13 protein-coding genes are annotated in these 13,049 nt (G+C 64.4%); 10 read left to right on the top strand and 3 right to left on the bottom strand.

Translation table 11 applies throughout. The annotated features are described in order from the left end of the window. Positions 1 to 150: 150 nt before the first annotated feature. Complete coding sequence (locus IVB31_RS27325; protein ID WP_247330154.1) at positions 151 to 375, bottom strand: hypothetical protein; 225 nt, start codon at positions 373 to 375, stop codon at positions 151 to 153. Positions 376 to 559: 184 nt separating this feature from the next. On the opposite strand from IVB31_RS27325, the gene IVB31_RS27320 reads away from it, so the two are divergent. The 6 genes from IVB31_RS27320 (at position 560) to IVB31_RS27295 (ending at position 6,131) form a co-directional block, all read left to right on the top strand. Beyond that, positions 560 to 913, top strand: coding sequence for a hypothetical protein (locus IVB31_RS27320; RefSeq protein WP_247330152.1), 354 nt, complete (start codon positions 560 to 562; stop codon positions 911 to 913). 192 nt (positions 914 to 1,105) lie between these two features. After that, positions 1,106 to 1,939, top strand: coding sequence for an AraC family transcriptional regulator (locus tag IVB31_RS27315; protein ID WP_247330150.1), 834 nt, complete (start codon positions 1,106 to 1,108; stop codon positions 1,937 to 1,939). A gap of 136 nt (positions 1,940 to 2,075) precedes the next feature. Then, on the top strand, positions 2,076 to 3,002 hold the full coding sequence (locus IVB31_RS27310; RefSeq protein ID WP_247330148.1) for an SMP-30/gluconolactonase/LRE family protein: 927 nt from the start codon (positions 2,076 to 2,078) through the stop codon (positions 3,000 to 3,002). A 198-nt stretch (positions 3,003 to 3,200) separates the two neighbouring features. Next, entirely contained in the window at positions 3,201 to 3,794 is a 594-nt protein-coding gene (locus tag IVB31_RS27305; RefSeq protein ID WP_247330145.1) for a GNAT family protein, read from the top strand. A gap of 16 nt (positions 3,795 to 3,810) precedes the next feature. Next, entirely contained in the window at positions 3,811 to 5,457 is a 1,647-nt protein-coding gene (locus tag IVB31_RS27300) for a GMC family oxidoreductase N-terminal domain-containing protein (RefSeq protein WP_247330142.1), read from the top strand. A gap of 131 nt (positions 5,458 to 5,588) precedes the next feature. Next, positions 5,589 to 6,131, top strand: a complete 543-nt coding sequence (locus IVB31_RS27295) for a transposase (RefSeq protein WP_247330140.1) — start codon at positions 5,589 to 5,591, stop codon at positions 6,129 to 6,131. 809 nt (positions 6,132 to 6,940) lie between these two features. On the opposite strand, the gene IVB31_RS27290 is transcribed toward IVB31_RS27295, so the two are convergent. After that, positions 6,941 to 7,783 (bottom strand): MoxR family ATPase, encoded by an 843-nt coding sequence (locus IVB31_RS27290; protein WP_007600695.1) that lies wholly within the window; start codon positions 7,781 to 7,783, stop codon positions 6,941 to 6,943. A gap of 233 nt (positions 7,784 to 8,016) precedes the next feature. Here IVB31_RS27290 and IVB31_RS27285 point away from each other — a divergent pair, with 233 nt between their 5' ends. The 3 genes from IVB31_RS27285 to sseA all read left to right on the top strand — a co-directional run bounded on the left by IVB31_RS27285 (position 8,017) and on the right by sseA (position 10,705). Next, positions 8,017 to 9,192: a VWA domain-containing protein gene (locus IVB31_RS27285; protein WP_247330600.1), complete on the top strand. Its 1,176-nt coding sequence runs from the start codon at positions 8,017 to 8,019 to the stop codon at positions 9,190 to 9,192. 56 nt (positions 9,193 to 9,248) lie between these two features. Then, positions 9,249 to 9,662: a rhodanese-like domain-containing protein gene (locus tag IVB31_RS27280; RefSeq protein WP_247330138.1), complete on the top strand. Its 414-nt coding sequence runs from the start codon at positions 9,249 to 9,251 to the stop codon at positions 9,660 to 9,662. A gap of 185 nt (positions 9,663 to 9,847) precedes the next feature. After that, the gene (sseA, locus tag IVB31_RS27275; protein ID WP_247330136.1) at positions 9,848 to 10,705 is read left to right on the top strand and encodes a 3-mercaptopyruvate sulfurtransferase; all 858 of its coding nucleotides are present in this window, start codon (positions 9,848 to 9,850) and stop codon (positions 10,703 to 10,705) included. Positions 10,706 to 10,707: 2 nt separating this feature from the next. Here sseA and IVB31_RS27270 read toward each other — a convergent pair whose 3' ends face one another. Further along, positions 10,708 to 11,460: a hypothetical protein gene (locus IVB31_RS27270; RefSeq protein WP_247330597.1), complete on the bottom strand. Its 753-nt coding sequence runs from the start codon at positions 11,458 to 11,460 to the stop codon at positions 10,708 to 10,710. A gap of 368 nt (positions 11,461 to 11,828) precedes the next feature. Here IVB31_RS27270 and IVB31_RS27265 point away from each other — a divergent pair, with 368 nt between their 5' ends. Further along, complete coding sequence (locus IVB31_RS27265; RefSeq protein ID WP_247330132.1) at positions 11,829 to 13,013, top strand: L,D-transpeptidase; 1,185 nt, start codon at positions 11,829 to 11,831, stop codon at positions 13,011 to 13,013. Positions 13,014 to 13,049 lie beyond the last annotated feature (36 nt).

The following is a 13,049-nucleotide window of genomic DNA, read 5'->3' as shown; positions in this document are numbered from 1 at the left end:
TTGTAGCGATGCGTCGGCGCGTTGCGACATCTAGCCGTGAACAGCCGCGTACGGGGCCTTTCGGCTGATTCGGACGTGATTCGTTCGGGCCGCGTTCCGAACGTTAAGGTGGGACGCGGCCCCGTTGCATTTTGAGACAGATTTCAGCCTTCAGGCCGCGCCGTGGTGCTTCACGCGCGGCACGCGCCAGCCGATGACGGTCGCTTCGACCGCGACGCCGGCCGCGTGGTTCTGCCAGCGTCCCTCGACATAGCGGCAGGCGAACGGCAGTTGATACGTTCCGCTGTGGTCCTCGCACAGCACTTCGACTGCAAGACCAGGCGGCGGTTCTCCGGCGCCGTCGAACTCCGCCAGTCGTCTATCGCGCGTTGCCATTCCAAAAATCTCCCCTAAACAAAGCCGCGAAGAGAGCGCCCACTTCCCCCGCGTGCAGATCATCGCTCCCCGTCCCAGGGAACAAGCCAAGCTCAACGCGAGAATGCGGTACGAGTGTGGTAGCCTCAACAGCCTGCGCGCAAAAAGCGCACATTGCCGTGATTGATTTGACGAGGAACCTCGCATGCTGCTTCGAAGTGCCGGCGCCTGTTTCGCGATGTTGCTGCTCGCCACGCTGGCGATCGCGCCGGTCCGCGCGCAGGACGTGCCCGGCATCGAGATCTGCACGGTCGAGAAGACCATGGAGCGCCGCACCAGCTGCCTCCAGAGCAACGTCGATTTCCTCCAGAAGACCATCACCAAGCTGAGCCTCGATCACCAGCAGAAGCTGGATGCCGCGGGTCGCCAGATCGATGCGTTGAAGACGAGTGTCGCCGGCCTGCAGAAGACGCTCGGCGATCTCCAGGCCGCGCAGGCCAAGATCGCGGAGGATCTGAAGAAGAAGCAGGACGCGCCGCCGGCGAAGGATGCGAAGTAGGATGCCGTAGGGTGGGTTAGCCGAAGGCGTAACCCACCATGCTTCCTCAAATGAGGGACGAAGCTGGTGGATTACGCCTTCGGCTAATCCACCCTACGAGTCCGGCGCCCGCGGCACGAGAGCAATCCCGATCAAGCGAAGCGCGCGGTGACAGCGCATCATCGCCACGCTTCGAACGAGAGCCAACCCGCCATGAACCCAGCCCAGCGCGCGCTCTGGTACGTCGAAAGCCATCTGGCCGAGCCGATGACGCTCGACGAGATCGCTGCGATATCAGGCGTGTCGCGGTTCCACATGGTGCGTGCGTTTGCCGCTGCCACCGGTTGTCCGGTGATGCGGTACGTGCGCGCGCGGCGGCTGACGGAAGCGGCGCGCAGCCTTGCCGAAGGCGCGCCGGACATTCTGTCGCTGGCGCTGGAGGCGGATTACGGCTCGCACGAAGCATTCACCCGCGCGTTCCGCGACCAGTTCGGCACCACGCCCGAAGCTGTCAGGGCCGCGACATGTGTCAGCCATCTCCAGCTACAGGAGCCGATCCTCATGGACTCCACCATGCTCGACAACCTCAAGGCCCCGCGTTTCGAAACCGCGAAGGCCTTCCTCGTCGCCGGTCCCGCCGAGCGCATCTCCTGCGACAACGGCGCCGCCATTCCGGGGCTGTGGCAGCGCTTCCACCAGGAGGTCGCCGACATTCCGGCGCGGGTCGGTCCCGTCGCCTACGGCGTCTGCTGCAATGGCGACGATGCCGGCAATTTCGACTACATCGCCGGCGTCGAGGTCGCCGATTTCTCCGACTTGCCGCGGCGCTTCGGTCGCATCCGCATTCCCGAGCAGCGCTATGCGGTTTTCACCCACACCGAGCACGTCGCCTCGATCCGCCGCACCGTCAATACGATCTGGAATCAGTGGCTGCCGGCGTCCGGCCTGAAGGCCGCGGATGCGCCGAACTTCGAGCGCTATGACGAAAAGTTCGATCCCGCGACCGGCAATGGCGGCTTCGAAATCTGGGTGCCGGTGCGCGAGTAGCGCGCAACGCTGGCATACCATCCCGCTTGCTTGGCAAGCCCCGGTGACTTTGTCATAACCACGGGCAAATCTTGCGTGTGGGGCCCGTGCCGGACATCCCGCGCAAGTCATAACAAGCAGCCGGGAGGGTCCCCACATGTCCAACGTCCGCGTTCTCGCCACCGACCTCGAATTTCCCGAAGGGCCGGTCGTGATGCCGGACGGCTCGGTGGTGCTGGTGGAAATCCGCGGTCAGCGCCTGACCCGGGTTCACCCCGACGGCCGCAAGGAGATCGTCGCGAAGATTCCGGGCGGCCCGAATGGCGCGGCCCTCGGCCCCGACGGCAAGATGTACATCTGCAACAATGGCGGCTTCTCCTGGATTCCGACCCGCAACATGATCATGCCGGGCCCGCAGCCCGACGATTATCTCGGCGGCTCGATCCAGCGCGTCGATCTACAATCAGGCCAAATCGAAACCGTCGTGACCAAGTGCGGCGAGCACGATCTGCGCGGGCCGAACGATCTGGTGTTCGACAAGCAGGGCGGCCTGTGGTTCTCCGATCTCGGCAAGCGCCGCGCGCGCGAGATGGATGTCGGCGGCATGTATTATCTCAAGCCCGGCATGACCGAGATCGTCGAGATCGTGCACGGCGTGCTGCCGGCCAACGGCATTGGTCTGTCGCCCGACGAGGCCACCGTCTACATCGCGGAGACGCCGACAGGCCGGCTCTGGGCCTATGAGCTCTCCGCGCCCGGCACGCTCAAGCCGCGCGACGTGATCTACCGCGGCGAGCGGGGCAAACCGATCTGCGGCCTCGGCGGCTACCAGATGTTCGACTCGCTGGCGGTGGAGGCGAACGGCAATGTCTGCGTCGCCACCCTCGTCTCCGGCTGCATCTCGGTGATCGCGCCCGACGGCACCCTGGTCGAGCAGGTGCCGACCGGCGACCGCGTCACCACCAACATCGCCTTCGGCGGCCCCGAGCTGAAGACCGCCTATATCACGCTGTCGGGCAAGGGCGAGCTGATCGCCATGGACTGGCCGCGCGGCGGTTTGCCGTTGAATTTTTTAAACAAGTGAGCCAAGCCGTCATTGTACGGCGAGGCAACTCCCAGACCCTCACCCTGAGGAGCGCGCTCCTTCGCGCGCGTCTCGAAGGGCGAGGCCACCAGCGGGGCCTTCATCCTTCGAGACGCGCGAAGACGCGCTCCTCAGGATGAGGAGCAGGCAGTCTGGATTGCTTCGCTTCGCTCGCAATGACGCAAGGAGAGATTTTCTATGCCCTGGCCTGATCCCATCACCCTGCGTGGACAGCACGCCCGTCTCGAGCCGCTGTCGCAACAGCATCGCGAGGGGTTGGTGGAGGCCGTGAAGGACGGCGAGCTCTCGACGATCTGGTACACCGCGATCCCGACGCCGGAGAACGTGGCCAAGGAGATCGACCGTCGCCTGGCCTTGCAGGCCGCGGGCTCGATGCTGCCGTTCACCGTGTTCGACGCCGGCGGCAAGATCGTCGGCCAGACCACCTACATGAACATCGATGCCGCCAACCGCCGCGTCGAGATCGGCTCGACCTGGTATGGCAAGAGCGCGCAGCGCGGCCCGCTCAACACGCAGTGCAAGCTGCTGCTGCTCACCCACGCCTTCGAGATGCTGAACTGCATCGCAGTCGAATTCCGCACGCACTTCTTCAATCACCAGAGCCGCAATGCCATCGAACGCCTTGGCGCCAAGCAGGACGGCATTTTGCGCAGCCATCAGGTCGCGCCGAACGGCACGCTGCGCGACACCGTGGTCTACAGCATCACCGCGGCCGAATGGCCGACGGTGCGGACGCATTTGAATTATCAACTCAACGACAAGCCGCGCTGAGCGGCGCCGAGGCAAGATGGACAGATTCGATTATGTGATCGTCGGCGCGGGCTCGGCGGGTTGCGTGCTCACCAGCCGGCTGAGCGAAGATCCCAACACCAGCGTCTGCGTGCTCGAGGCCGGCCCTTCCGACTGGCATCCCTACATCCATCTGCCGGCGGGCTTCATCAAGACCTTCCACATGAAGAGCATCAACTGGGCCTACCAGCAGGAGGTCGGGCCCTGGACCGGCGGTCGCAGCATCTACGCGCCGCGCGGCAAGACGCTCGGCGGTTCGTCCTCGATCAACGGCCACATCTACAATCGCGGCCAGCGCATGGATTTCGACACCTGGGCGCAGATGGGCAATCGCGGCTGGGGCTATGCCGACGTGCTGCCTTACTTCCGGCGGCTGGAGAAACGCGTGGGCGAGGGCGAGGACACCTATCGCGGCCGCGACGGCAGCCTCACCGTCACCACCATGGATTGGCGCGATCCGCTCTGCGAAGCCTTCATGGAAGGCGCGGTCTCGCTCGGCATTCCCCGCAACCCCGATTACAACGGCGCCATTCAGGAGGGGGTGTCCTACTGCCAGCGCACCATCAATAAAGGCCTGCGCGTCTCCGCCTCGACCGCATTTCTGAAACCCGCGATGAAGCGGCCCAACGTGCATGTGCACACGCACGCGCATGCGACCGAGATCATCTTCGAGGGCAAGCGCGCCGTCGGCGTGCGCTACATGAAGGGCGGTCCTCGCGGCACGCCGGTCGAGGTGCGCGCCAACAAGGAAGTGATTCTGTCCGGCGGCACCTATAACTCGCCGCAGCTCTTGCAGCTCTCCGGTATCGGCTCGCCGGATTTGCTCGGCGCCCACGGCATCCAGGTGCGTCACGCGCTGCCGGTCGGCGAGGGCCTGCAAGACCATTATGCGCCGCGCACGGTGGCGCGCGTCAAGGACATCAAGACCATCAACGAGCTTCGCCGCGGCCTGTCGCTGTGGGTCGAGGCGCTGAAATGGGCCACGACGCGCGGCGGCCTGCTGTCGCTGTCGCCGACCATGGTCTATTGCTTCTGGCACTCCGGCGAAAGCGCTGACAGTTCCGACCTGCAGCTCACCTTCACGCCGGCGTCCTACAAGGAAGGCGTGCAGGGCCAGCTCGAGGACGAGCCCGGCATGACCGTCGCTTCCTGGCAGCAGCGCCCCGAGAGCCGCGGCTATGTCCGCATCCGCTCGGCTGATCCGTTCGCCCCTCCGATCATCCAGACCAATTATCTCGATGCCGAGCTCGACCGCCGCGTCATCGTCGGCGGCATGAAGCTCGCGCGGCGCCTGCTGAAGTCGGCGCCGCTGTCGCCCTATTACGCCTACGAGGATTTCCCCGGTCCCAACATCAACACCGACGACGAATTTTTGGCGGCAGCCACCGAACGCGGCACCACCACCTTCCACCCCGGCTGCACCTGCCGCATGGGCCCGGCGGATTCGACCTGGGCCGTGGTCGACGACCAGCTCCGCGTCCACGGCCTGGACGGCCTGCGCGTCATCGACGCTTCGGTGATGCCGCGCATGATCTCGGCGAATTTGAATGCGTCAACCATGATGATCGCCGATCGCGCGTCGGACCTGATCCGCGGCAAGGCGCCGATGGAAGCCGCGCGCATTCCGGACGCCGCGGTGGCGTGAGGTGCGTAGGATGGGTAGAGCGAAGCGAAACCCATCATCGTGCCGCAAGATCTGAAGGCGCGATGGGTTCGCTGCGCTCTACCCATCCTACAAGATCACGATGTTTATCTTAAGTTGTGCTATCATGAGGCATGACCTCCTATCGGCGCAACTTCGTCCCCGGCGGAAGCTTCTTCTTCACCGTCAACCTTGCTGATCGCCGGCAATCGCTTCTGACGGTGAATATCGAGCTATTGCGCGCAGCTTTCCGCGAGATACGCGAGCGACATCCATTCACGATCGATGCAATCGTGATTCTGCCTGAGCATCTTCACACTGTCTGGGCGATGCCAGAGGGCGATGCCGATTTCGCGACACGTTGGCGGCAGATAAAATCAGCGTTCTCTCGCAATCTTGCGCTTGATGAACCGGTTTCGCTGAGCCGCGCGGCCAGAAGGGAGCGAGGTATTTGGCAGCGCCGCTATTGGGGGCACACCATCCGGGACGAAAAAGACTATGAACGGCACATCGATTATGTGCATATAAACCCGATCAAGCACGGCCTCGTTAAACGAGTGTGCGATTGGCGTCACTCGTCGTTCCATCGCCATGTAGAGCTCGGCATATATCCGGCAGACTGGGCTGGTGATCTCTCAAAGTTCGAGAGCGGTGCTGACTTTGGCGAACCGAGTTGAGTGCGATAATCGTAGGATGGGTAGAGCGAAGCGAAATCCATCATCGTGCAGCATCGCGGACTGCGCGATGGGTTTCGCTGCGCTCTACCCATCCTACAAGACTGCCCGTCGGGCAAAACACCTCGTCACCCTGTCAACCCCTCCCTTCAAAGATATTCCACTTTACCGAAATTCGGAATTGCGGCATAAGTCGAAACAGCCCGGCCCGACGAAGAGGGGCGGTTCGCGAGTCGTTCGAAACGCGGGCCGGGTTGCGGTGGACGCGGCAGCGTCGTGTACGAGAGGTCAAGGGCAGGGCGGATTGCTCTCCGTGAGCCCGAGGCGTCGTGCGGACGAGCGGCGCTGTGTGCGTACGGCAAAACCGTGTGGTCCTGGCCGTCGTTGCTACGGTCAAGCTCTTGCGGAAGCGGCATTCGCGTCAACCGGCGCGGTGTCGGCGACTTTCGCTGGAGTGAGGGAGGCCAGAAGGAACTCGGCTCCCGGGAGAGCACGGCATAAGCCGTCCAACCACTGCGCAGGGAAGGCCGTGTGTTTGGCTTCACCTGTATGCCGCTGTGCAGTTATTTACCCTACCCGCGCACAGCGGACCGTGGGTGCCAGCCGGCACCCGGCCTTCCCTGCGCCCTCTTTGTTGAGAGGTGCGAAGGAGCAAGCATAACTCGGGCGAAATGCGCCGCGAGGATGCGAAGGTGTGTCTGTGATGCCGTAGGATGGGTAGAGCCCTTGCGAAACCCATCACTTGCTTTTCCCGGAAGGAGCCTGATGGGTTTCGCTGCGCTCTACCCATCCTACAAGACGTCGCGGCGACCCTACACTTCCCGTCGGCTCAGAAACGCCAGCCGCTCGAACAGATGCACGTCCTGCTCGTTCTTGAGCAGCGCGCCATGCAGGGGCGGGATCAGCTTTCGCGGGTCGCGCTCACGGAGCTGTTCGACGCTCATGTCCTCGTTGAGCAGCAGCTTGAGCCAGTCCAAAAGCTCCGACGTCGACGGCTTCTTCTTCAGGCCGGGCACCTCGCGGACCTCGAAGAAGATGCGTAGCGCCTCTTCCACCAGGCGCTTCTTGATGCCGGGGAAGTGGACGTCGACGATCCGGGTCATGGTGTCGGCGTCGGGAAACTTGATGTAGTGGAAGAAGCAGCGGCGCAGGAACGCGTCCGGCAGCTCCTTCTCGTTGTTGGAGGTGATCATCATGATCGGGCGCTGCTTGGCCTTGATCGTCTCGCCGGTCTCGTAGACATGGAATTCCATGCGGTCGAGCTCGAGCAGCAAATCGTTCGGGAATTCGATGTCGGCCTTGTCGATCTCGTCGATCAGCAGCACCGGGCGCTGCTCGGCGGTGAAAGCGTCCCACAGCTTGCCGCGCTTGATGTAGTTCTTGATGTCGGACACGCGGGCATCGCCGAGCTGGCTGTCGCGCAGGCGCGACACCGCGTCGTATTCGTAGAGGCCCTGCTGCGCCTTGGTGGTGGACTTGATGTGCCAGGTCAGAAGCGGCGCGTTCAGCGCCTTCGCCACTTCCTCCGCCAGCACCGTCTTGCCGGTGCCGGGCTCGCCCTTGATGAGCAACGGGCGCTCCAGCACGATCGAAGCATTGACGGCGACCTTGAGATCGTCGGTGGCAACATAGTCCTTGGTGCCGGTAAATTTCATCGCGCGTCCTTGTTGATCGGCCCGGGGTGCAATCCCCGTCCGGCGAAGGGAAGGGCCGGTTGAGGCGGCTATTCCCGGTTCGGTCAGGCTTTCAGACCCGTTTTACCAGCGAAAGGATGAGCAGTACAATCGCCGCGCCAATCCCGCCTCGCGGACAATCGCGACCGGGAGCTGGCGGAAGAGGCCAGGTGCCGCCCCTTGACGTTCGGCCCCCGACGGGCAATCTGTCACTCATGTTCCTGCAATTCTTCACTTCTCTGCGCGATGCGCAGGTCCCCGTGACGCTGCGCGAATACCTCACGCTGATGGAGGCGCTCGACGCCGACCTCGCGGACTACACGGTCGAAAATTTCTATTATCTGTCGCGCGCCTCGCTGGTGAAGGACGAGCGCAACCTCGACAAGTTCGACCGCGTCTTCGGCACGGTGTTCAAGGGGCTGGAAAGCCTGCTCGACGCCATGGAAGGCGCCGAGATCCCCGCGGAATGGCTGAAGAAGCTCGCAGAGAAATACCTGACGGACGACGAGAAGAAGCAGATCGAGGCGATGGGCTGGGACAAGCTCATGGAGACGCTGAAGAAGCGCCTCGAGGAGCAGAAGGGCCGCCACCAGGGCGGCTCGAAGTGGATCGGCACGGCCGGCACCTCGCCGTTCGGCGCCCACGGCTACAATCCCGAAGGCGTCCGCATCGGCCAGGAGAAGAACCGCAACAACCGCGCCGTGAAGGTGTGGGACAAGCGCGAGTTCAAGGACCTCGACGGCAATGTCGAGCTCGGCATCCGCAACATCAAGGTGGCGCTGCGCCGCTTGCGCAAGTTCGCGCGCACCGGCGCGCCCGACGAGCTCGATCTCGACACCACCATCCGCGAGACTGCCAATCACGGCTATCTCGATGTCCACATGCGCCCCGAGCGGCGCAACGCGGTGAAGCTTTTGGTGTTCTTCGACATCGGCGGCTCGATGGATGCGCATATCGAGCAGGTCGAGGAGCTGTTCTCGGCGGCGAAGAGCGAGTTCAAGCACATGGAGTATTTCTACTTCCACAACTGCCTCTATGAAGGCGTGTGGAAGCAGAACAAGCGCCGCTTCACCGACCGCACGCCGACCTGGGACGTGCTTCACAAATATCCGCATGACTACAAGATCGTGTTCGTCGGCGATGCCTCGATGTCACCTTACGAGATCATGGTGCCCGGCGGCTCGGTCGAGCACGTCAACGAGGAGCCCGGCTCGGTGTGGCTCGACCGCATCATCCACACCTATCCGCATTCGGTGTGGCTGAACCCGGTGCAGCAGAAGCACTGGGACTATTCGGAATCCACCACCATCATCAAACGCATCTTCGCCAATCGCATGTACCCGATCACGATCGAGGGTCTGGAAGGTGCGATGAAGGAATTGACGCACTAGCTATACGCAACGTCAGTCCGGACGGCCGCGCAGTGGCCGACAAGAGGGAAAACCACATGCCCCAAAACATCACCCGCGGCATCAAGGCGCTGATCGACGAGGCCAATGCCGAGATCGAGACGCTCACCGCCAAGGACGCCATCGAAATCTCCAAGAACGGCGACGTGGTCATCGTCGACATCCGCGATCCCCGCGAGATCGAGCGCGACGGCCGCATCCCCGGCGCGTTCGCCTGCACCCGCGGCATGCTCGAATTCTGGATTGATCCCCAGAGCCCGTATGCGAAGCCGGTGTTCCAGGAAGACAAGAAGTTCGTCTTCCATTGCGCCGGCGGCATGCGCTCCGCGCTGGCGGCGAAGACCGCGAAGGACATGGGCCTCAAGCCCGTTGCCCACATCGCCGGCGGCTACGCCGCCTGGCGTGATGCCGGAGGTCCGACGCAGCAATGGGAGCCGAAGAAGAAGGGGTGAAGGGTGCTTCGCTGTTGCTCCAATCTCCTGCGTCATTCCCCGCGCAGGCGGGGAATCCAGCGGCCTCTCCGCTCAATCACAACCGCCTCCGGATACTGGATCGCCCGGTCAAGCCGGGCGATGACAGCGGAGTTTGATGCGCGCTGCTTCAACCTCGCTCGTGCTGCGCACAAGGAAGAAATCTCATGACCTCCCCCACCGACCCCCTCGTCTCCACCGAATGGCTCGCCGCCCACATCAATGATGCCGACGTCAAGGTGCTCGACGCCAGCTTCAAGCTGCCGGGCGTGCTGCCGCTGCCGAAGGATGATTACCTCGCCGCGCATCTGCCGGGCGCGGTGTTCTTCGACGTCGATGCGGTATCGGACCATTCCAACCCGCTGCCGCACATGTATCCGAGCGCCGAACAGTTCGGACGTGACGCGGGCCAACTCGGCATCTCCAATGCCGACACCGTCGTCCTCTACGATGCCGGCGGCTGGGTCGCGGCGCCACGCGCGTGGTGGATGTTCCTGGCCTTCGGCCACAGCAATGTGCGCATCCTCAATGGCGGCCTGAAGAAATGGCGCGCCGAAGGACGTCCGGTCGAGAGCGGCGAGGTGAAGCCGAAGCCGGCGAGCTTCAAGGCGAGTTACGATTCAAAACGCGTGCGCAGCATGCAGCAGCTGATCGCCAACGTCGAAAGCCGTGCCGAGCAGGTGATCGACGCGCGCGCTGCCGACCGCTTCGAGGGCCGCGCGCCCGAGCCGCGCGCGGGCATCCGCTCCGGCCATATCCCCGGCGCGCGTAACGTGCCTTACAATCAGCTGTTCGACGCCGCGACCGGCACGATGAAGCCGCTCGACGATCTCCGCGCCGCCTTCGCGAGCGCCGGCGTCAAGCTCGATGCGCCGATCGTGACGAGCTGCGGCTCCGGGGTCTCTGCCGGCGTGCTGACATTGGCGCTCTATCGCCTCGGCATCACCGACACCGCGCTCTACGATGGCTCGTGGTCGGAATGGGGCCAAGAAAAGGGACCGCCGGTCGCGACCGGGCCGGCGTGAGCTTACTGGCGCGCGCGCGTGGCCGTTGTCGCCAGCGTCTGCTGTTGACCAAACGGATCAAGCTGCTGCTGCACTTGCTGAGGCGGCGGACGTCGCACGACGCGGTGCCGCTTCTTCGCCTTCGCCCGGCGCTTGATCGCCTTGCCGTCGGATGCGCTGCTGTCGGGCTTGGCCTTCGCCGGAGGATTCTTCCAGGCCGTGGTCGCCGGATCATTCAATGCGGCGAATTTCGCGCTCGCCATGTCGAAAGTGGACGAGGCTGCGCTGGGGGCGGCAAGCGCGGGTCTACTCGCGGGACCGATCAGCGCGGGCTTGGCCTCCGCGATGGATGCGGTGGTATCGGCCGGCGTAAGCGTGTTGCTGGATGCTTGCGCTGTGGCCTCCTCCACCTTGGCGGGTTCGGCGGCCGGGGTGTCAATATAGGGCGTGGCGAGCTGGGCCAGCGTGTCGGCCTCGGTCGTCGGTGCCGCCACCTGCTCGGGCTCGCTCGCGGGCAAGCCGATCGTCGGCACCTGGTCGCGCAGCGACGGTTTGGGCTCGGCCACCTCCGGCTCGGCGCGGAGAGCCGCGAGCACCGGCTGGGCCGGCTCGGCAGCTTGCGCAAACACCTGCTCCTGCGGGCCATTCCGCCAGGAGGGGTTGCTGACATACTGCTCATGGCTCGCCCGCAGCAGCGCGGTGGCGCCTAGGCCGAACACCAGGATGGAGGCTGACAGCAGGATCGCGGCAAACAGGAAGCGAAAGCCGGGAAGCATCGGACGGGTACGAATTTCCGCCCCGGCGGGTGGCGGCCGGGACCCAAGAGCCATCTGAACGCGGTGACGGTACTGCATGCCGCGTTCGCCACGCGGGGATCGGAGCACAAAGAGGAGGCGAATCAGGCTGATTCGACCATATCGCAACGTCTCCGCGCAGTTCCGCAAAATTCGGGCCGAGGACTCCGGCAATCTACGGCGTCACGCGATTTCCGCTCCCGTGATGCAACGGGGCAACTGTGTGCACTTGCATCACAAATCGCTAAATCAGGCACAAATCAGCCTGTCATGTCTTGAATGTGCCGCTATCTTCGGTCATCTGGCCGTTAACGGTCCGGACGGGGCCCGGGGACTATACAAGAGCGATGATGATCAAACATTTTCTGACGATATGCGCTGCCGCAACAGTCGCTGCGGCGGGAACCTCGCTCGCACAGGCCCAGAGCTATCCGGTCCAGCAGGCGCCGAGCTATGGCGCGCCGGCCGAATATCGGCCCGGCGACCGCACCCCGAATTTCGACGCGCTGGAAGATGACGACGACGCGATGCCGCAGGCGTCGCTGCCGCCGCCCGGTCCAGACCCGCGCTACGGCCGTCCGGCTGGTCCGCCGGTCTATTCGGCTGTCCCGCCGCAGGGCCCGGTGATGTCGCCGGATGATCCCCGTTATGGGCGTCCCGCAGGTCCCCCCGTCTACTCAGCCGCGCCGCCGCAGGGTCCCGTGACATCGCCCGACGATCCTCGCTACGGTCGCCCCGCCGGCCCGCCCGCGGTGATCTACGCCGACCGTCCGGCCCAAGGCCCTGCCGGCGACGGATTGCGTCCGCCCGAGGCCGTTGGTGGTCCCGCTGCGACCGGAACGGTCCAGGCTGGCCAGCCCCCGGTCGGTGCCGATGGTCGGCCGATGTCGATCGCTTCGCTGCCGCCCGAGGAGCAGCCTGACGCCGCGCCTGCGCAATTGCCGCAGAACCTGCGCCGTCAGGAAGTCTCGCTCGCGACCAAGGAGCCGGCCGGAACGCTCATCGTCGATACCCCGAACACCTATCTCTATTACGTCCTCGGCAATGGCCGTGCGGTCCGCTATGGCGTCCGCGTCGGCCGCGACGGCTTCACCTGGACCGGCGTGCAGAAGATCACCCGGAAGGCCGAGTGGCCGGATTGGCATCCGCCGACGGAAATGATCGAGCGCCAGCCCTATCTGCCGCGCTTCATGGCCGGCGGTCCCGGCAATCCGCTCGGCGCCCGCGCAATGTATCTCGGCTCGACCGTCTACCGCATCCACGGCACCAACCAGCCCTCGACGATCGGCAAGTTCGTCTCGTCCGGCTGCATCGGCATGCTGAACGAGGACGTCTCGGACCTGTTCGATCGCGTCAAGGTCGGCACCCGTGTGGTGGTGATGCCGGGCGGCCCGCCGCCGGGAACGGCCACCGCATCCGCTGCACCCATGCCCGGTGCCGCCGGTCCGGCCCCGATGGCTGCGCAGGCTGGTCCTGTCCCGGGCACACAGCCGACCGTCGTGCCGCCGCTGCCCGCACCGGTCACCGTGCGCTAGGCGCTTCGCGAAAACGCTGATTGCGAAAGTTTCAGA

Origin of the sequence: Bradyrhizobium sp. 21, from assembly GCF_023073335.1 — a bacterium.
Classification (GTDB): Bacteria; Pseudomonadota; Alphaproteobacteria; order Rhizobiales; family Xanthobacteraceae; genus Bradyrhizobium.
Note: the sequence above shows the minus strand (reverse complement) of the source record. Positions and strands in the feature narration are given on the sequence as shown.